The organism is Streptomyces sp. NBC_00005 (assembly GCF_045160215.1).
In the GTDB taxonomy this organism is placed as follows: Bacteria; Actinomycetota; Actinomycetes; order Streptomycetales; family Streptomycetaceae; genus Streptomyces.
On record NZ_CP108316.1, the window covers coordinates 10,234,266 to 10,249,665 of the forward strand.

The 15,400-nt window shown below is 70.4% G+C and carries 16 protein-coding genes; 11 read left to right on the forward strand and 5 right to left on the reverse strand.

Going from position 1 to position 15,400, the window contains the following annotated elements; genetic code table 11:
- Window positions 1–369 precede the first annotated feature (369 nt).
- The 3 genes from OG303_RS46775 to OG303_RS46785 are packed head-to-tail and all read left to right on the forward strand — an operon-like array spanning window position 370 to window position 3,040.
- Window positions 370–1,602, forward strand: coding sequence for a cytochrome P450 (locus OG303_RS46775; RefSeq protein WP_405876142.1), 1,233 nt, complete (start codon window positions 370–372; stop codon window positions 1,600–1,602).
- Window positions 1,603–1,655: 53 nt separating this feature from the next.
- Entirely contained in the window at window positions 1,656–1,850 is a 195-nt protein-coding gene (locus OG303_RS46780) for a ferredoxin (RefSeq protein WP_405876143.1), read from the forward strand.
- A complete protein-coding gene (locus OG303_RS46785; protein ID WP_405876144.1) occupies window positions 1,847–3,040 on the forward strand; it encodes an NAD(P)/FAD-dependent oxidoreductase in 1,194 nt (397 codons plus the stop codon). Before OG303_RS46780 ends, OG303_RS46785 begins: the two co-directional genes overlap by 4 nt.
- A 34-nt stretch (window positions 3,041–3,074) precedes the next feature.
- Here OG303_RS46785 and OG303_RS46790 read toward each other — a convergent pair whose 3' ends face one another.
- A complete protein-coding gene (locus tag OG303_RS46790; RefSeq protein WP_405876145.1) occupies window positions 3,075–3,599 on the reverse strand; it encodes a GtrA family protein in 525 nt (174 codons plus the stop codon).
- A gap of 398 nt (window positions 3,600–3,997) precedes the next feature.
- On the opposite strand from OG303_RS46790, the gene OG303_RS46795 reads away from it, so the two are divergent.
- Entirely contained in the window at window positions 3,998–4,864 is an 867-nt protein-coding gene (locus tag OG303_RS46795; RefSeq protein ID WP_405876146.1) for a hypothetical protein, read from the forward strand.
- Window positions 4,865–5,331: 467 nt separating this feature from the next.
- Window positions 5,332–5,979 carry a dihydrofolate reductase family protein gene (locus OG303_RS46800; RefSeq protein ID WP_405876147.1) on the forward strand — a complete coding sequence of 216 codons (648 nt, stop codon included), beginning with the start codon at window positions 5,332–5,334 and terminating at the stop codon, window positions 5,977–5,979.
- Between the two features lie 85 nt (window positions 5,980–6,064).
- On the opposite strand, the gene OG303_RS46805 is transcribed toward OG303_RS46800, so the two are convergent.
- Window positions 6,065–6,397 carry a hypothetical protein gene (locus OG303_RS46805; protein WP_405876148.1) on the reverse strand — a complete coding sequence of 111 codons (333 nt, stop codon included), beginning with the start codon at window positions 6,395–6,397 and terminating at the stop codon, window positions 6,065–6,067.
- A gap of 435 nt (window positions 6,398–6,832) precedes the next feature.
- Here OG303_RS46805 and OG303_RS46810 point away from each other — a divergent pair, with 435 nt between their 5' ends.
- Both OG303_RS46810 and OG303_RS46815 read left to right on the forward strand, forming a co-directional pair.
- Window positions 6,833–8,179, forward strand: coding sequence for a cation:dicarboxylate symporter family transporter (locus OG303_RS46810; protein ID WP_405877814.1), 1,347 nt, complete (start codon window positions 6,833–6,835; stop codon window positions 8,177–8,179).
- A 228-nt stretch (window positions 8,180–8,407) separates the two neighbouring features.
- Window positions 8,408–8,929, forward strand: coding sequence for a MarR family winged helix-turn-helix transcriptional regulator (locus OG303_RS46815; RefSeq protein WP_405876149.1), 522 nt, complete (start codon window positions 8,408–8,410; stop codon window positions 8,927–8,929).
- A gap of 39 nt (window positions 8,930–8,968) precedes the next feature.
- Here OG303_RS46815 and OG303_RS46820 read toward each other — a convergent pair whose 3' ends face one another.
- Window positions 8,969–10,168, reverse strand: coding sequence for an MFS transporter (locus tag OG303_RS46820; protein ID WP_405876150.1), 1,200 nt, complete (start codon window positions 10,166–10,168; stop codon window positions 8,969–8,971).
- A gap of 54 nt (window positions 10,169–10,222) precedes the next feature.
- Here OG303_RS46820 and OG303_RS46825 point away from each other — a divergent pair, with 54 nt between their 5' ends.
- Window positions 10,223–10,969 carry an AraC family transcriptional regulator gene (locus OG303_RS46825; protein WP_405876151.1) on the forward strand — a complete coding sequence of 249 codons (747 nt, stop codon included), beginning with the start codon at window positions 10,223–10,225 and terminating at the stop codon, window positions 10,967–10,969.
- Here OG303_RS46825 and OG303_RS46830 read toward each other — a convergent pair.
- Complete coding sequence (locus tag OG303_RS46830; protein ID WP_405876152.1) at window positions 10,966–11,568, reverse strand: HAD-IA family hydrolase; 603 nt, start codon at window positions 11,566–11,568, stop codon at window positions 10,966–10,968. The two genes, OG303_RS46825 and OG303_RS46830, sit on opposite strands and share 4 nt — an antisense overlap.
- 100 nt (window positions 11,569–11,668) lie before the next feature.
- On the opposite strand from OG303_RS46830, the gene OG303_RS46835 reads away from it, so the two are divergent.
- From OG303_RS46835 to OG303_RS46845, 3 genes are all read left to right on the forward strand, one after another.
- Window positions 11,669–12,049 (forward strand): DoxX family protein, encoded by a 381-nt coding sequence (locus OG303_RS46835; protein ID WP_405876153.1) that lies wholly within the window; start codon window positions 11,669–11,671, stop codon window positions 12,047–12,049.
- The gene (locus tag OG303_RS46840) at window positions 12,046–12,516 is read left to right on the forward strand and encodes a peroxiredoxin (RefSeq protein ID WP_405876154.1); all 471 of its coding nucleotides are present in this window, start codon (window positions 12,046–12,048) and stop codon (window positions 12,514–12,516) included. The genes OG303_RS46835 and OG303_RS46840 overlap by 4 nt, the downstream gene beginning before the upstream one ends.
- 76 nt (window positions 12,517–12,592) lie before the next feature.
- Window positions 12,593–14,929 carry a SpoIIE family protein phosphatase gene (locus tag OG303_RS46845; protein ID WP_405876155.1) on the forward strand — a complete coding sequence of 779 codons (2,337 nt, stop codon included), beginning with the start codon at window positions 12,593–12,595 and terminating at the stop codon, window positions 14,927–14,929.
- Here the strand turns inward: OG303_RS46845 and OG303_RS46850 are convergent, their stop codons facing one another.
- Window positions 14,930–15,364 carry a cupin domain-containing protein gene (locus OG303_RS46850; protein WP_405876156.1) on the reverse strand — a complete coding sequence of 145 codons (435 nt, stop codon included), beginning with the start codon at window positions 15,362–15,364 and terminating at the stop codon, window positions 14,930–14,932.
- Between the last annotated feature and the right edge of the window lie 36 nt (window positions 15,365–15,400).

Genomic DNA, 15,400 nt, shown 5'->3' on the forward strand with positions numbered 1-15,400 from the left:
AGTACAGGCCTGACGTACAGGCCTGACGAGGGCGGGGAGCAAACGATCGGAGGGGTGAGGTCGGTCCCCGGCGAGGGCTGTGCCATGTGACATGGCACAGCCCTTCACGTTTGGCGCGCACCGGTTCTCCGATTCGTCGCCATGCTGCCAACTCCCCATGAACATATGAGTAGTTGTCGTGATCCTGTTTGTGCGTCGGCAGGCCCGCCAAAACGTCAACTCGCGATGTGATCCGGGTCACGTCAGCGTTCTGTCAGGTAACTGACCGGGAGGCGTCAGTCCCCTCTGTTTGCATGTGCTCATCGAGGCCTCGACGACTTCACCCCGGCGCTCCGCCCCGATCGGAGCCCCCCACCACCGAGGAGAACCATGGCCGACACGCTGGCCGGATCCGCGCCCGAAGTGCCGGACGCCGTACCGGAGTTCCCGATGCCCCGGTCGGGCCGCTGCCCGTTCGACCCGCCGCCCGCCCTCAAGGACCTGCAGGAAGAAGCGCCGCTCACGAAGGTGCGGCTGTGGGACGGGAGCGAGCCGTGGCTCGTGACCCGTTACGCCGAGCAGCGGGCCATACTCGGCGACGCCAGGGTCAGCGCCGACACCGACCGGCCGGGCTATCCGACCAAGGCCTCGCCCGAGGGCGGGGAGGGCAAGCTCAGCTTCATCATGATGGACGACCCCGAACACGCCCGGCTGCGCCGGATGGTGACGGCGCCGTTCGCCATCAAGAAGGTGGAGGCGCTGCGGCCCGCCGTGCAGCAGATCGTGGACGGCCTGATCGATGACATGCTGGCCGGACCCCGACCGGTCGACCTCGTCGAGGCGTTCGCCCTCCCGATCCCCTCGCTGGTGATCTGCGAACTGCTCGGCGTGCCCTACGACGACCACGCCTTCTTCCAGGACAACACCAAGACCATGGTCCACCGGGACGCCACCCCCGAGCAGCGGGGACGGGCGAGCCGTGAGGTGGCCGGGTATCTGGCCGCGCTCATCGGCAAGCGGCTCGCCGAGCCGAGGGACGACCTGCTGTCGAGCATCGCGGGGCGCATCACGGCCGGTGAGATCGACCACCAGCAGGCGACGGAGATGGCGCTGCTCCTGTTGATCGCGGGCCACGAGACCACCGCGAACATGATCGCGCTCGGCACCCTCGCCCTCCTCCAGAACCCGGACCAACTCGCCCTGCTGCGCGAGACCGACGACCCGAAACTCGTCGCCTCGGCGGTCGAGGAACTTCTGCGCTACCTGCACATCACCCACCTGGGACGGCGCCGCGCGGTCACCGAGGACATCGAGATCGCCGGGCAGGTCATGAAGGCCGGCGACGGCGTCATCATGGTCAACGAGATCGCCAACCGTGACCCTGCGGTCTTCCCCGACCCCGACCGACTCGACATCACGCGCGACGCCCGCCGTCATGTGGCCTTCGGCTTCGGCGTCCACCAGTGCCTGGGCCAGCCGCTGGCCCGGATGGAGCTCCAGGTCGTCTACGGCACCCTCTACAGGCGCATCCCGACGCTCGAGCTTGCCTGCGCCCTGGAGGACGTCAGGTTCAAGAACGACGCGTTCATCTACGGCGTACACGAACTGCCCGTCGCCTGGTGACGGTTCCCCGTCCCGCAAGCGAACAAGAACCACATGTGATGAAGGGGAATGACATGAAGGTGGAGCTGGAAGCCGACAAGTGCGTCGCCTCGGGGCAGTGCGTGCTCGCCGCGATGGACGTCTTCGACCAGGACGACGACGGCATCGCGATCCTGCTGGAGGACCGGCCCGCGGCCGAACTCCTCGACGACGTCAAGGAAGCCGTCGCGGTCTGCCCCGCCGCCGCGATCCGTCTGGTCGAGCAGTGAGGCGGATCGCCGTGGTGGGTGCCTCGGCCGCCGGACTCGCGGCGGCCGAGACGCTGCGCCGCGAGGGCTTCGACGGCACCCTCACCCTGGTCGGCGACGAGCCGCAGGCCCCGTACGACCGCCCGCCGCTGTCCAAGCACGTGCTGGCCGCGGAGTGGCAGCCCGACCGGCTGGCCCTGCGCCGGCCCGCGGACCTGGCCGCACTCGGCCTCGACCTCCGCCTGGGCGTCGCGGCGACCGGCCTCGAACTCGCCGAGCGCACGGTGCAGTTGGCCGACGGCACCGAGGTGCCGTACGACGGGCTGATCCTCGCAACCGGCGTACGGCCGCGTCGGCTGCCCGGTGAGGGTGCGCACGTGCTGCGCACCCTGGACGACGCCCTGACCCTGCGGGACCGGCTCGGGCCCGGGTTGCGCCTGGTCGTGGTCGGCGCCGGTTTCCTCGGGGCGGAAGCCGCCGCCGTGGCCTGGCGGCTCGGCGCCAAGGTCACCCTCCTCGAACCGGCCCCCGTGCCGCTGGCCCACGCCGTCGGCACGGAGGTCGGCGAGATGCTCACCCGCGCCCATGTGGAGCGGGGTGTGGACCTGCGCTGCCGGGTCACGGTGAGCGAGGTGACCGAGGACGGGGTGCGGCTCGCGGACGGCGAAGTGATCGAGGCCGACGAGGTGTTGGTCGCCGTCGGCTCGCTGCCGAACACCGAGTGGCTGCAGGGCAGCGGCCTGGCCCTCGGCGACGGCGTTGTCTGCGACGAGTACTGCGCGGCCGCGCGGAACGTGTACGCGGCCGGTGACATCGCCCGCTGGCACAATCCCCTCTTCGGTACTTCGATGCGCATCGAGCACCGCACCAACGCCGCGGAACAGGGCATGGCAGCCGCCCGCAACCTGCTCCGCCCCGACGCGCGCAAGCCGTTCGCACCGGTGCCGTACTTCTGGTCCGACCAGTACGACATGAAGATCCAGGCGTACGGCTATCTGCGGGGCCACGACGAAGTCACCGTCGTTGACGGCGACTTGGCCGACCGCCGGTTCGTCGTCGCGTACCGCACCGGCGACCGGGTGACGGGCGCCCTCGCGGTCGGCATGCCACCCAAGGCCATCCGGCAGTGGCGGCTGGCGATCGCGGCGGGCGCGGCCTGGGGCGAGGCTGTGCGGGAGTTCCCGCGGAAGCGTGCACGCGTGGAATCGTGAACTGCACCAGGTCCGCACGCCGCCCGGCGGAAGGTCAGGCGGCGTAGCAGAGCACCGCGGGGTCGGTTGGGGTCGAGGGGCGGGCCATGGTCGCGTGCACGGGACGGGCGGTGCTGACGGTGGCCGCGGCCTGCGAGCGGTTCCGCGCGAAGACGACGAGGCGCAGCACCGCGAACCGCGCGACACCGGCGAGTGCGGAGGCGGACAGGTAGACGACCTGCTCGAGCACCGCACTGGGCGCTGCCATCAGCTGCTGCAGGACAAACATCGCCACGCAGGTCACCGCGTACGCGGCCGCCGCTGACCCGGCCGACTGTGCGTGCTGACGCCAGGTCGCGCGCCCGCCCGCGCCGAAGGTGAAACGGGCGTGCAGCTCGGTGGCGAGGAGGGTGGAGACCACGGTGATCAGAGCGTTGGCGATGACCCAGGGAATCCATGAGGCGAGGGCCGCCACGGCGAAGCTGGCGGCGAGCCCCACCCCGCCGCCGCAGAGCACGAAGCGGGCGAAGGCGGTGAAGGCGCCGGGCGCCGCCTGCGGCCGACTCTGTGATGTCTGCATGATCCGACCCCTTTGATGGCTCACTCCGCGAAACGCGCACCCCTCGGCTGCCAGGCCAAGAGAGTGCCCCCGATGGCGCCATAGTGGCACACAAGTGGCGCCATCTGGGAGCCATTTATGGCGTCATGGCGGGGCGGGTTGGGAATGTGCAGGTCAGAGGGTCTCCGCCGTGAACTTGCGGCGCCCGCCGAAGCGCCGCGCTACCGCTTCCTGATGACCTGCGGCTCGAATGAGCCTGCCTGATCCCGCCTGGGGAACGGGGTCCCGGGGCTTCGCCGGGCCTCGCGCAATCGCGGGGGTGACGAGCGGTCGTTGACCGTACGGCCCCTTTGGGTGCTCCACGGGATGATGTGTCGATTCACTCGACATGTCGAGTGAATCGACATAGTGTCGTCGGTGTGATCGAGACGAACGAAGCTGCACGCATCGCTGCCCTGTCCGGGCTCATTGCCTGGTCCGAGCGTCGCGAACGGCTCAGCGAGGACCGCGCCGACGCTGTGGCCGCCGCTTGGCGCGCCGGCACCCGCAACGTTGCCGAGTTGGCTCGCCTCGCCCGTGTCTCGCGCGACACCGTCTACGCCGATCTGGCCGCGCGAGCCATCGACCTCGGCTCTCGCGAGCAGGAGATCTCAAGTCCCCGCAAAGTCAGCGGAGTTCCCCTCCGAGGCGAATCGGTGCGCACCGTGGCCAGGATCGCCGACGCTGTCGCCCGGCCCGCCTTCACACATGACCCCGACGATCCGGTTGTACGCGCGGTACTTGCCGCGTCGCGCGCTCTGGAGGCCGTGGCCGACGTGTTGGAACCACCGTCGGATCAGGGGCCGGGCTGGACACCCCGAGAGCTGCTGTCCAGCCTGGCGGGTGAGGGAGAGGAGGTCGCGCACCACAGCCGTCGGGCCTTGGCCGCCCTCGCCGAACCGGCCGAACTCGCAGCGAGCTCCGACAACCACCGGCAAGCGGTCCTCCATACCGGCCGGCAGGCGGTGGCCGACGGAGCGAGCCTCACTCTCACTCTGCCGACAGGCGGGGTCATCACGCTCCAGGTGGGACGGGACGAGACCGGCTGGACCTGCCTGACGAGCGACAGCCCTCTCGTGGCCGAGGATGCCGACAGCATCGACCATCTGGAGGCGCAAGCAGCCCTGCAGACCTTGGCGCGCATCGCCACCCGCCACCTCACGGACGCCGCCCTTGCCGAACACCGCAAGGACGCGCCGCCCGGAAGCCGCCCGCGTACCCGCACCATCCCGAGCAACGGGAACTGACACCACTCGCAAAGAGGACCGGGGGATCCGTCCGCGGTCCGGGCGGTGACGCGGCGTCTGCCGTCCACTCGGGCGGCTTCCATCGCGGCGCCGGCCAGCCGTGTGCCGATTCCTTGACTACGCTCGGCGAGATGGGCGTTGAGGTCCAGTTCGGCGAGGCGCTGCGTGCTCCTGCCCGGCGTCGGTGAACAGGCGCAAGAACGCCGATCCGACGGGTGTGGCGTCGGCGTTGGACGCCACACCCGCTGGATCATCTGTAACGGGTTTGTGCGGCTGGTGGACCTTGCTGGTCCCAGCCACTCGTTGACGGCGGTAACCGGCACGCCTGCTGTTCTGATCCGACACAACACAGCACAACACGACCGACCGAAGGAACAGACCGAAGGAACAGACCGAAGGAACAGACCGAAGGAACAGACCGAAGGAACAGACTGAAAGAACAGACCGAAGGAAAGGAAACATCGACCATGTCACTCGCCCTCGTCCAACACATCTCCCTCTCGCTCGACGGCTTCGCCACCGGCGAGGGCCAGAGCCTCGACGCGCCGTTCGGCCACGCCGGCGAACGGCTGCACGAGTGGATGTTCGCCACCCGGTGGGGCCGCGCGATGCTCGGCCAGGACGGCGGCACGAGCGGCGTCGACGACGCCTTCCTGCGGCTGTTCGCTCCCGGGATCGGCGCCGAGATCATGGGTGCCGGGAAGTTCGGCCACCCCGGGTGGCACGAGGACCCGGAGTGGAAGGGCTGGTGGGGTCCCAACCCGCCGTTCCATACACCGGTCTTCGTCCTCACGCATCACCCGCGCCCCTCGATCGAGATGGAGGGCGGCACCACGTTCCACTTCCTCGACGCCTCGCCCGCCGAGGCGCTCGAGACGGCCCGCAAGGCCGCAGGCGGCCAGGACGTGCGCCTCGGCGGGGGGCCCACCATGATCCGCGACTTCCTCACTGCCGGGCTCGTCGATCGCATGCACCTCGTGGTGGTCCCGATCCTGCTCGGCCGAGGCGTACGCCTCTGGGACGGACTGGAGGGCCTCGAGAAGGACTACGAGGTCGAGGCCGTCTCCACACCCAGCGGAGTCACCCATGTGACCTTCACCCGCGCGGGTCTGTGAACCGAGGTCCGGCGCAGGTCCCAGGCGCGGCTGCCCGGATGATTCTTTGGGCGCACGGTCTTCTCGGTGGCCTTCAGCCGAGCTGCTAGGCCAGTCCGACGACGATGTCCTCGGGGCCGCGGACGTAGCAGAGCCGATAGTTGTCCTCGTGCTGGTCCAGCTCACCGACGAGTTCGGCGCCGTGGATACACCGGCGGGCAATGACGCCCTCGGTGTCGACGAGTCCGTCGACGCCGTCGGGCACCTCCTCGCGCACCAGCTCCGGGAACTCGGTTCCGCGAGGCAGTACGACCTCGGCGCCGAGGTCCTGCACCAGCCGTTCGCCCTTCGGTGCCGCGTCGGCGATCACCTGGCATCCGTCCGCCTTGGCGAGCTGCACGGCGTAGCCGACCGCACCGGCCGCTCCGGTGACCGCCACGGTTGCACCCGGCAGGAAGTTCCAGCATGTCAAAGGGGCATACGGGCCGTCAGATCGTCCGATGTCACCGCAGCGCCGTGGGCTCCCTGGTCAGTTGCCGCCCCTGCGTGGTCTTGCCGACCGCGGGCAGGCCGAGCGTCAGGGATACCTGTGGGCACGTCCGGATCGTGGCTGGGTAACCGGGGGAGGTGCATGCTCTCCGCCGAGAAGTCCGGGCCGCGTCACGGCCATGGGCCGGGCGTTCGGGCTTGGACGAACATCCAATATTTTCCCGGCCGTTGTTCGTGGGCTTCTGCGAAGTCGTGACTTGAACCATAGTGGCGAGCGCACTACGGAAAAAGAATTCCGCATTGTGGAATTCTAGATCGGAGGAAGACCGTGCCGCTGTCCGTACCGTCTCTGCCACGACGCGCCGCACGCCGACTGCGTACGTCGATGTTCACCCAGGTCGCCTGCGCCCTGGTCCTCGGAGTCGTCGTTGGGCGGCTCTGGCCGGATGTGGGCACTGCTGCCCAGCCGCTCGGAGATGGCTTCGTGAGGCTCATCAAGGCGGTCATCGCACCGCTCGTGTTCTGCGTCGTGGTCACCGGCATAACCAAGGCCGGCAACCTGCGGGCCTTCGGTCGCATCGGTCTCAAGGCCCTGGTCTGGTTCGAGGTGGCGACCACGTTCGCCCTGCTCTTCGGGCTGCTCGCGGGCAACCTCGTCCAGCCCGGCGCGGGGATGAACGTGGACCCGTCCAAGCTGGACTCTTCCGCCGTCGACGCGCAGACCGGCGGCAGTTCGCTACCGTCGACCAGCGACTTCATCCTCCACTCCCTGCCCGAGAGCGCTGTGGGGGCCTTCGCCGAGAACTCGCTGCTTCAAGTGCTGGTGCTGGCCTGTCTGGTGGGTGCGGCTCTGCTTCACCTGGGCCACACGCGGGTGCCCGCGATCCTTCCGGCCGTCGAGCAGGTGCAGGACATCGTCTTCACGATCGTTGGCTTCGTCATGAAGCTCGCACCGCTCGCGGTCTTCGGCGCCACCGCGCACCTGGTCGGCCAGTACGGACTGGGTGTGATGTCGACGTACGGCAAGCTCATCGGCGTCTGCTACGCCGTTGCCCTGCTGTTCCTGCTGCTGCTCGCGGTGGCGTTGAAGGCGTCCACCGGGCTGAGTCTGTGGAAGTTCGTCCGCTACACCCGCGAGGAGATGGTGCTCGCACTGGGCACTGCCTCCAGTGAGTCGGTCATGCCGCGGATGATGCAGAAGCTGCGCCATGCCGGCTGCCGCGACGACGCCGTGGGTCTCGTCGTGCCCACCGGTTACTCCTTCAACCTCGACGGTGCCTCGATCTACCTCTCCGTCGCCACGCTGTTCATCGCCCAGGCGGTGGGCGTCGACCTCAGCCTGGGTCAGCAGGTGACCGTTGTGCTGATGCTCATGCTCACCAGCAAGGGCATGGCGGGCGTGCCGGGTTCGGCGTTCCTCGCCCTCTCCGCGACCGCCTCTGCGCTCGGGGTCATTCCTGCCGGAGCTGTCGCCCTCCTCCTGGGCGTGGACCGCATCATGGATTCGATGCGGGTGTCCACCAACCTGCTCGGCAACTGCGTTGCGGCCTTCGCGGTGTCCCGCTGGGAGGGTGCGCTGGACACGGCACGTGCGAAGAAGGTACTGAACGGAGAAGTTGCCTTCGTGCCGGACATGGACGACGCGGCCTCTCCATCGAAGGACCAGTCCCGCACGAACTCGCCGGCTCAGCAGGGGCAGGCCGACCTCGGCCACGCGGTTGGCGCGGACTGAATCGTGGGTGCGTCGGCGTGAACGCCAGTCCGGATTCGAGGGCGTATCCATCGCAGGCGGGGCGCCTCGGGGCCCCGCCTGCGAGCCGCGGCACGTCGATCGTGATGGGCGACATCAACGGCGACCGTGCCTACCTCATCGGCCGGATGGGGAAACTGCAAGATCCTCCGCGGCTGCCGGTAACAGCAGATTACTTGAGTTACGCAACAAGATGGTAAAGTGGTGCGTATGTCCACTCCACCGCTCCCCGAAATCCCCGCCTCGGACGAAGTCATCGAGATCGAGCGGGCGCTCACCCGCATCACCTACCTGAGCACGCGCGCCCGGCAGCACGACCGGCTGATGGCTCTGGCAGGAGTGCCGCTGGACCGTGCGGCCGTCGCGCTGCTGCGGCAGGTCGCCGATTCGGAGCCGCTGCGCCCCGGGGAGCTGGCCAACCGGCTGGGAGTGGAGGCGTCCCACGTCACGCGCACCGTGCAGCAACTGCAGAAGTCCGGCTACGTCACCCGAGTCCCCGACCCCGACGACCGCCGCGCCCAGCGCATCCAGCTCACCGATGCCGGGCAGCAGGCCATCGAACGCATCCGGGACGCGGGTTCCCGCGGCATGCAACTGGCCCTGTCCGACTGGAAGCCGGAGGAGCTGCGGCAGCTCGCGACCCTCTTCCACCGCATGGTCGACGACTTCCTCGCCTTCGCCATCGACCCGGATGCGGAGGACCAGACGGTCGCGCAGGCGGGCACTGCCTGACTGCGCACCGCCTGACCGTACACCGGCCTCATGTCGGCCTTATGCCGACGTCTTGCGAAGGCGTCGACGAGGCGGCCGCCGTACGGAGGCCGACTCCGTCACCGGAGCCGGCTCCCGCAGGCCACGCAACAGAAGTCCGCCCAGGGCGGGCAGCACGATCAGGGGGACCAGGGCGGTCCGCAGGGACGTTGCGTCGGCCAGCGCCCCGAGGCCCGGCGCGGCGAGCCCGCCGACGCTCACCGCCAGGCCCAGGGTGACCCCGCTCGCGGTGCCCGGCCGCCGGGGCAGCAAGTCCTGGCCGAGCGTGATGTGCAGAGCGAAGGGGACATACAGGCCGGCCGAGGTGAGCGCGACGAACAGATAGACCGCAGGGCCGGGTACGAGGATCACGCCGGCGACGGCCAGGACGGTCAGGGCGTACGACCGGCGCACCACCGTGAGCCTCCCGTAACGGTCGGCGAGCCGGCCCCCGGCGACTGTGCCGAGCGCTCCACCCCCGTACAGCACGAACAGTGCTGCCGTTCCGGCGGCCTCACCGCCACCCGTCCGCTGCCGGACGTAGAGCGAGACGAAGGCGCTCAGGCCGACGAAGACGATCGAGCGGCACACGATCGCGCCGGACAGCCGCACGAACGACGGCCAGTCGTCGATGCCGGTGGCCGCGGCCGTACGGGCGAGCGCCGCGCGGCTCCCCGGCGAACGCACCGCGGCCGCGCACAGCGCCGCACCCGCCACCGCCGGGACGACCAGCAGGGGAGAGGCACTCAGGCCCCCGGTGCCCACGACGGCCGCGACCAGCAGCGGCGCGACCGCGAAGCCGATGTTGCCGCCGAGGGAGAACCAGCCCATGGCCGTGTTGCTGCCGCCCGCGGCGGCGCGGGCCGCGCGGGCGGCCTCCGGGTGGTAGGCGGCGACGCCGATCCCGGACACCGCGACCGCGGTGAGCGTCAGCGCGTACGAGCCGCCGACCCCGCACAGGGCGACACCGGCGCCCCCGGTCAGCGCGCTCAGCGGTAGCAGCCACGGCATCGGCCATCGGTCGGTGAGCACCCCGAACAGGGGCTGCACCACCGACGACAGCACAGAAGCGGCCAGGACGATGCCCGAGGCGGCGGCATAGGTGTAGGCGCGCTCCGAGACGAAGAACGGCAAGAGCGCGGCCACCGCCCCCTGGTACACGTCGACACAGGCATGCCCCAGGGAGAGCAGGGTGATGGATCGGTTGCGATACGTGGACACTCTGCGATCGTCGCGGGACCGGCACCTGGCCCGCTTTCGATAACCTGCCTACTTGTGTCGAACATCCGCCACACCCCGGAGGCGCCCACCCGCGCCCGCATCCTGGCCGCCGGGGAACGCATCGACGCACACCGGCACGACGAGCACCAGATCGTCTACGCCGGCTCCGGCGTCCTCGCCGTCACGACCGACGCCGGTACGTGGTTCGCCCCGGGCACCCGCGCCATCTGGGTCCCCGCGGGCACCGTTCACGCCCACCGCGCCCGCGGCCACCTCGACCTGCATCTGGTGGGCCTGCCCGCCGACGACAACCCCCTCGCCCTGGACGCACCGACCGTCCTGGCCGTCAGCCCCCTCCTGCGCGAGCTGATCCTCGCCTACACCCACGACCCCGACGACGACACCCCCGAACGCCGCCGCCTGCTCGCCGTCCTGCGCGAACAGCTGCGCGCCTCGCCCCAGCAGCCGATGCGCCTGCCCACCCCCACCGACCCCCGCCTGACCGCAGTCTGCGCCCTCGTCCACGCCAACCCGGCCGAGCCGCTCACCCTCGCCGCCCTCGGCGCCGCGACCGGAGCCGGCCAACGCACCCTCAGCCGCCTCTTCCGCAGCGAGTTCGGCATGACCTTCCCGCAGTGGCGCACCCAGTCCCGCCTCTATCACGCCCTGCGCATGCTGGCCGACGACACACCCGTCACCACCGTCGCCCACCACTGTGGCTGGTCCTCCACCAGCGCCTTCATCGACGTCTTCCACCGCTCGTTCGGCTACACACCGGGAACCCACAACCGCCGCGGCTAGCCAAGATGGGCGGCGATCCGGGCGAACGTCCCAGCGTTGTCCTCGAACAGATGGGCCCGCATGCCCGCCGCCCGTGCGGCCTCGACGCTGGGCGGGTGGTCGTCGATGAACAGGCAATCCCCTGCACGGACTTCGAGGCGTGCGCACGCGACGGCGAAGGCCGTCGGGTCGGGCTTGCGGACGCCGATCTCGTGGGAGTAGACGATCTCCTCGACCAGCTCGTCGAACCGGTACACCGCAGCCTCCCGCTCCCGGGCTCCGACGAAACTGTTGCTGAGAATGCCCAGCCGGCAGCGCTGCCGCAGCCCCGACACGTGCTCGATGAGCTCGGTGTTCGGCATCCCCAGATAGTCCTCCCACAGATCGCCCATGAAGGCCTCGACCTGCAAGGCGCCGAGACCGAGCCGCACGGCGACCTGGACGCGCACCGCGCCCTCGGAGATCGTCCCGACGGCTCCGGCCTCCCACACGTCGGCCAGCCGCCGGTCCACGCTCCCCGGCGACAGCCCCAGCCGCTCGTCCCAGCGGTCGAGCCATCCCGTCCGCGGAGTGAACTCCAGGACGCCGCCGATGTCGAGAATCACGCAGAGGTTGCTCATGCCCGAAACCCTCGGCGTTCACCTTCGGTCAAGGTCAAGTGGTGAGACCGCCCCTCTACCCTCGGGTAACATCGCGCGGCAGGTCATCAGAGGAGGAACCGTGCCACGGTCCGAACGCTCGCCCCTGCTGCTCGCCGGCCTGTTGGGCGCCGCAGGAGTCGCCCACTTCGCCTCACCGCGCCAGTTCGACGCGACCATCCCACGAGCCCTGCCGGGCGAGCCCAGGACATGGACGTACGCCAGCGGCGCCGTCGAACTGGCGCTCGCCGCGGGCATCGCCCTGCCCCGTACCCGCAAGACCGCGGCCCTGGCCACAGCCGCGTTCTTCGTCGGCGTGTTTCCCGCCAACGTGAAGATGGCCGTCGACTGGCGACGCCGCCCCACACCGCAGAAGGCCGCGGCCATAGGACGGCTGCCGCTGCAACTGCCCCTCGTACTGTGGGCCCGCAGCGTCGCGAAGAACGGGGAGGGACGGTCATGACGGACCGCATCGACATCGGCGACACGGTCGACGACTTCGAGCTGCCGGACGAGACCGGCACTCCCCGCACGCTGTCCGAGCTGCTCACCGACGGACCGGTCGTGCTCTTCTTCTACCCCGCCGCCCTGACGGCCGGCTGCACGGCGGAGGCCTGCCATTTCCGTGACCTGGCCGCCGAGTTCGCCGCCGCCGGCGCGCGCCCCGTGGGCATCAGCGGCGACGCCGTCGAACGCCAGCAGGAGTTCGCCGGCCGCCACACCCTCGGCATGCCGCTGCTCTCCGACGCCGACGGTACGGTCCGCGAGCTGTTCGGCGTGAAGCGCGGATTCACCCTGGCTCCCACCAAACGGGTCACCTTCGTCATAGCCCAGGACCGCACGGTCATCGAGGTCGTACGCAGCGAGATCCGGATGAACACTCACGCGGACCGGGCCCTGGCCGCACTGCGCGCCGCACAAGGGAAGTGACACCCGCGAAACGGAGGGCCCTGCCGGTCCTCCGTTTCGGTTGTACCGGTGCGACAAAAGCACCATCCTGAAGGATATGGAGCACGCCTCCGCTGCGGCGATCGTCGATGCCCGGGGCAGGGTGACGGGGTGGAGCGAGGGTGCCCGGCTGCTGACGGGATACCCGGCCGAGGAGGTCGTGGGCCGGCCGGTCCGGGACCTGCTCGCCGAGGACCCGCCGTCCGAGGTCGTGGCGGCACTGACCGGCACCGTCGTGCTGCGACACCGCGACGGGAGCCCTGTCACGCTCCCGATCAGGGCCTGTGCCGTCGTGGGAGACGGCGGTGAACCCAGCGGCTACGTGATCACGGCCGGGCCTCCCGGCGACCTGGTGCAAGGCCTGGCCGGCCAGGCCTTCCAGCAGGCCTCCATGTCCATGTCGGTCTTCGACACCCGCCAGCACTATCTGCGCCTCAATGACGTCGCCTGCCGGGTCATGGGGGTGTCGGAGCAGGCCCTGCTCGGCCGGTTCTTCTCGGACACCGTGGAGGACGCCGTGCACAGCCGTGGCTTCCTGGCCCATCTGCGCCAGGTCGCCGAGACGGGCACGGCGGCCCGCTACGAGAGCTACACGGGCGCCCCTGCCCTGAACCGGGACCACGCGTGGACCACCGAGATGTGGCCCCTGCGGGACGCCTCCGGCAAGGTGAGCGCGGTCGCTCTGGCGGCGTTCGACAGCACGGAGCAGTACTGGGCCCGCCAACGCCTGGCGCTGCTGAACGAGGCGGCGGCGTCCATCGGCACCACCCTGGACGTGGTGCGCACCGTCGAGGAACTCGTCGAACTCCTGGTGCCGCGGTACGCCGACTTCGCCAGCGTCGACCTGCTCGACTGGGTTCTCGGCGCGGAGGAGCGGCCCGCGATTCCGGAGGACGACATCGTGCTGCGCCGTGTCGCCCACGGCTCAGGCACCGAGGGCACGCCCGAGGCCGCCGTGCACGTGGGCGACAGCGACGTCTACCCGTCGTTCTCGCCGCCCGCGAAGGCCCTGCGCAGCGGGCGGGCCGTCCTCAGCCAGGCGGGTGAGCCGGACTTCGTGCGGTGGGTCGCCGAGCGCAACGCGCGGGCCCCGGACGGCCGCTCCTACCGCAGGGGCGTTCACTCGATGCTCGCGGTGCCGCTGCGTGCCCGCGGCACCACGCTGGGCGTCGTGGTCGGCGTCCGTATCGCGAATCCGGACGAGTACGGCGGCGACGACGCCGTACTCGGCGAGGAACTCGCCAGCCGGGCCGCCGTCTGCATCGACAACGCGCGCCGCTTCGCCCGCGAGCGCACCACCGCACTGGCGCTCCAGAACAGCCTGCTGCCGCGGGGACTGCCCGGACAGGCGGTGGTCGAGGTGGCCCACCGCTATCTGCCCTCGGGGTCGCTGGTCGGCATCGGCGGCGACTGGTTCGACGTGATTCCGCTGTCCGGCAGCCGTGTCGCGCTGGTCGTCGGCGACGTGGTCGGACACGGCATCCCCTCCTCGGCGACCATGGGCCGGCTCTGTACGGCCGTCCGTACCCTCGCGGACGTGGACCTGCCGCCGGACGAACTCCTCACTCACCTCGACGACCTGGTCACCCACCTGGCGTCGGACGACAGCGGCGAGGCCGCCGAGTTCGGCGCCACCTGCCTCTACGCCGTCTACGACCCCGTCTCGCGTCGCCTCAACCTCGCCGCGGCCGGCCATCCGCCGCCCGCCGTCGTGCTGCCCGACGGCACCGCGAGCCTCGTACCCATGACGGCCGGACCCCCGCTCGGTGTGGGTGGCCTGCCCTTCGAGGCGACAGAGGTGGAACTGCCCGAGGGCTCCGTCGTGGCCCTGTACACGGACGGCCTGATCGAGGATCGCGACCGCGACGTGGACCATGCCACCGCCGAACTGTGCCGTGCGCTGACCGCCCCCGCCGACACCCTCGACACCCTGTGCGACACGGTCCTCAAGGCCGTGCTGCCGGAGGAGCCCAGTGACGACGTGGCCCTGCTGCTGGCCCGCACCCGGGCGCTGGGCGAGGACCGGGTCGCCACCTGGGACATCACCCCGGACCCGGAGCGTGTGGCCGCGGCCCGGCAGGCCGCCACCGAGCAGCTGACGGCCTGGGGCCTGGACGAGGCCGCCTTCGTCACCGAACTGGTCGTCAGCGAACTGGTCACCAACGCGATCCGGTACGGCGCCCCGCCCGTCCAACTACGGCTGATCCGCGACCGCACCCTCATCTGCGAGGTCTCCGACGGCAGTTCCACCTCACCGCATCTGCGCCGGGCGCACGCCTTCGACGAGGGGGGCCGTGGACTGCTGCTGGTCGCCCAGCTCACCCAGCGCTGGGGCAGCCGGCAGACGGACCGGGGCAAGACGATCTGGGCCGAACAGTCACTGGTCCCGGAGTGATCACTGGAACGAGCAGCCCGGGTTCGGCACATCCTCCGAGTACGGCGACCCGTGCGGCAGGACGTACAGCACGTCGAGGATCAGCGTGGTGTCGCCCTCGTTGCGGCCCAGGTGGACGTCGCCGGGTCCGCCCGGCTCGCGGACGGTGGTGCCGGTCTTGTACACGCCGTCCGAGGCGCAGTCCGAGTGGTAGTGGCTGAGGGTGCCCTGCTGGACGAAGCCGAAGACCGGGCCGTCGTGGTAGTGCCAGCCGGTGCTCTGCCCGGGCGGGACGGTTACCTGCCGCAGGACGTAGTCGGTGTCTCCGATCGTGGTCTGGCTGATCAGCTTGCCGGTCACCCCCGGGCCGGGCGGGGTGGCGCCGGCGGTGCCGCAGGTCAGTACGGTGCCGGTGACGACCGCGCCGACGACGGCGGTACGGAGCGCGTTGCGCATGCGGAAGGCCTCTCCAGATGGGGGACGAAGATCGAG